At 67.3% G+C, this 3198-nt stretch carries 2 protein-coding genes and 2 pseudogenes; 2 read left to right on the top strand and 2 right to left on the bottom strand.

Annotated elements, in window-relative coordinates; translation table 11 throughout:
* A partial coding sequence (locus LQV45_RS22525; RefSeq protein ID WP_230008905.1) for a DUF3710 domain-containing protein occupies positions 1 to 165 on the top strand: 165 nt, incomplete at its 5' end.
* 283 nt (positions 166 to 448) lie between these two features.
* On the opposite strand, the pseudogene LQV45_RS22520 reads toward LQV45_RS22525, so the two are convergent.
* Positions 449 to 757: pseudogene (locus tag LQV45_RS22520) on the bottom strand (biotin--[acetyl-CoA-carboxylase] ligase); the annotation flags it as partial.
* Positions 758 to 941: 184 nt separating this feature from the next.
* Entirely contained in the window at positions 942 to 1832 is an 891-nt protein-coding gene (locus LQV45_RS22515; protein ID WP_230008904.1) for an NAD(P)-dependent oxidoreductase, read from the bottom strand.
* Between the two features lie 204 nt (positions 1833 to 2036).
* Here LQV45_RS22515 and LQV45_RS22510 point away from each other — a divergent pair.
* Positions 2037 to 3161, top strand: a pseudogene (locus LQV45_RS22510) (acyl-CoA carboxylase subunit beta); the annotation flags it as partial.
* Between the last annotated feature and the right edge of the window lie 37 nt (positions 3162 to 3198).

Below are 3198 nucleotides of genomic sequence, written 5' to 3'. Positions count from 1 at the left end.
AGGCTCTTCCGGAAGATCGTCGTGGTCCGCGGCGAGAACCCCATGCCGCCGCGTGACCTGCTGCAGCTGCGCCTGCCAAAGGACACCGCCGCTGCACCGTCGCCGCAGGCGGCCCCCGAATTCGAACAGCCCGAACGCGGATCGGAGATAACCCAGATTGGCTGATGCCGCCGGCAAAAAATCCACCGCCGCCATGTCCGTCCGGGACTTGCCGGACCGCGGGCGGGTGCTGTGCCACGGCTTCATCGAGTCCGTCACGTACGTGCCCGCCAACCAGGTGGCTTCCTTCATTGCGATCCTGATCGATCACGACGTGCCTGCGCCCGTCAGCCGTTTCCCGGGATTTGGTGTCAAAGCCGGCTCCGGTGCCGGGACGGCCAGCAGCCTGCCGGCCAGCACCCTGCCGGCCAGCGGCGTGTCCATCCACCGGGTGCGCCCCGGCGCTCAGCGGCAGCGGCCGGCCGGCCCCGTTGACTGGCAGGAGCACCAGGGAGACGGAGACCGAACTGCGGGCCGGCGCCTCCCACCGGCGGTCGAGCCGGCCGCGCGCGTCGCTCTGGTACTCGGCGGTCAGCACTGACAGGTCCGGCCACGCGCCGGGATCCTCGGTCACCCCGCGGAGGAGATCAGCGTTGGTGGAGCCGGTGGACTCAAGCACCGTCAGGCGCGGAATTCCGTTCGCGGACAGGAACGCCTCATCGCTGAGGGCACTCAGGTCCAGGGGCGGACGGTCCGGGGTTTCCTGCGCGGTTTCCATCCTTGAATCCTACCGAGGAAAGCGCACCGGGGCCCCGGCCGTCTGCCTCACATGCCTCCGCCGAAACTCCCCAACTTTGGCCGGGATGTCCGGCGTGTCGGCCGGACACACCGCTGATTCCGGCACCCGGCCGCCAAATGAGGGGAAATTGCGCGGGGCAGACGGCCGCAAACACCCAGCAAGTTCAGAGGAAGATGTCCGGGACGAGCTGGTTCTCGGGCGCGCCGAGGCTGTACGGGCTGAAGTCCGTCACCCCTGCCGCCGCGAGAACCTGTTCATCGGTGTAGAAGTTACCGCTCCGGCTGCCGTGGGCGGGGACCGCGTTGCCGCCGGTCAGCACGGCGTGGGCGGCGTCGGCCATGATTTCGGGGCTGCGGGCGCCCTTGACGATCATGTCGCCGCCGGGCATGTTGCGGATCGCCGCGGTGTCGATCAAGGTGCACGGCCAGAGCGAGTTCACACTGACGCCGTCGGCCTTGAGCTCCTCGGCCAGCCCCAGCGTGGTCAGGCTCATGCCGTACTTGGCCATGGTGTAGGCCAGGTGCAGGCCGGCCCACTTCGGATCCAGGTTCAGGGGCGGGGAGAGCGTGAGGATGTGCCCTGCATCGGATGCCCGCAGCGCCGGCAGTGCCATCTTCGAGAGCAGGAAGGTGCCACGGACGTTGATGTCCTGCATGAGGTCGTAGCGTTTCATGTCCACATCGTCGGTGGTGGAGAGGTCGATCGCCGACGCATTGTTGATGACGACGTCGATCCCGCCAAAGCGGTCCACAGCGGCGCCGACAGCCCCGGCGACGTCGGCGTCGTTGCGCACGTCGCCGACCAGCGGCAACGCTTGGCCGCCGGCGGCCTCGATCTGTTCTGCCGCGGTATACACGGTGCCCTCGAGCCTGGCGTGCGGCTGGCCGGTCTTGGCCATCAGGACGATGTTGGCGCCGTCCCGGGCTGCGCGGAGCGCGATGGCCAGGCCGATGCCGCGGCTGCCCCCCGAGATGAGGACAGTGCGGCCCTGAAGGGAACCGGCGGCCTGGTACGGCCCTGTGGCGGTGCCCGAAGCATCGTTGCTTGAAGTCATGCCCACACTCTAGCCGACCAATGTTACTGGCGGGTAACAAAGTGGTGAGGGAGCTTCGCGGCGGGAAAATTGTAGGTTCCCTACAGCGGCACCGGCCAATACCGTCACTAGACTTGCCAGCAGAGCCCTGCTTTTGTGGATTCCAGCCAAAGGACCCCACGCGACGGGCGCCGTACAACCTTGCGACAGAGCCGGAGAAACTTGATGAGCCACGATCTGACCACGACTGCGGGAAAGATTGCAGATTTCCGCGACCGCCAGGCCCGTGCCGAACAGCCCTCCGGCCCGGAAGCGATCGCCAAGCAGCACGCGCGCGGCAAGAACACCGCCCGCGAGCGCATCGACCTGTTGCTGGACGCCGGCTCCTTCGTCGAATTCGATGCGCTGGCCGTGCACCGCTCCACCGCCTTCGGCATGGAGAAGAAGAAGCCCCTCGGCGACGGCCTCGTCTCCGGCTACGGCACGGTGGACGGCCGCCCGGTTGCGGTCTACAGCCAGGATTTCTCCGTCTACGGCGGCTCGCTGAGCCAGGTCAACGGCGAAAAGATCGTCAAGGTCCAGGAGTTCGCGCTGCGCAACGGCTGCCCCGTGGTGGGCATCCTCGACGGCGGCGGTGCCCGCATCCAGGAGGGTGTCGCCTCCCTGGCGATGTTCGCGGACATCTTCCGCAACAACGTCCACGCCTCCGGCGTCGTCCCGCAGATCTCGCTGATCATGGGCCCCTCCGCCGGCGGCGCGGCCTACTCCCCCGCCCTGACCGACTATGTGGTCATGGTGGACAAGACCTCGCACATGTTCATCACCGGCCCGGACGTCATCAAGACCGTCACCGGCGAAGACGTGGACATGGAAACCCTCGGCGGCGCCCGGCAGCACAACGCCAACACCGGCACCTCGACTTACCTGGCCTCCGACGAGGCCGACGCCGTCGAGTTCGTCCGCGAACTGCTCGACTTCCTGCCCTCCAACAACCTCGCCGAGGCCCCGGTGCTGGAGCACCAGCAGGAACTGGAGGTCGACGACGACGACCTCGCCCTGGACGCGCTGATCCCGGACTCGGCCAACCAGCCGTACGACATGCGCAAGGTCATCGAGCAAATTGTCGACGACGCCCACTTCCTCGAGATGCAGTCCCTCTATGCCCCGAACGTGATCATCGGCTACGGCCGGGTCGAGGGCCACACGGTGGGCATCGTGGCCAACCAGCCCATGCAGTTCGCCGGCACCCTGGACATTGCGGCCTCGGAAAAGGCCGCCCGCTTCGTCCGGCACTGCGATGCCTTCAACATCCCCATTATCACGCTCGTGGACGTGCCGGGCTTCCTGCCGCGCACTGCCACGAGCGTGATAATGGGGAGTTGAAGGC

The sequence above is a fragment of the Microbacterium sp. Bi128 genome (assembly GCF_918698205.1).
The sequence above is the reverse complement of the archived record's forward strand: the minus strand, read 5'-3'. Positions and strand labels throughout refer to the sequence as shown.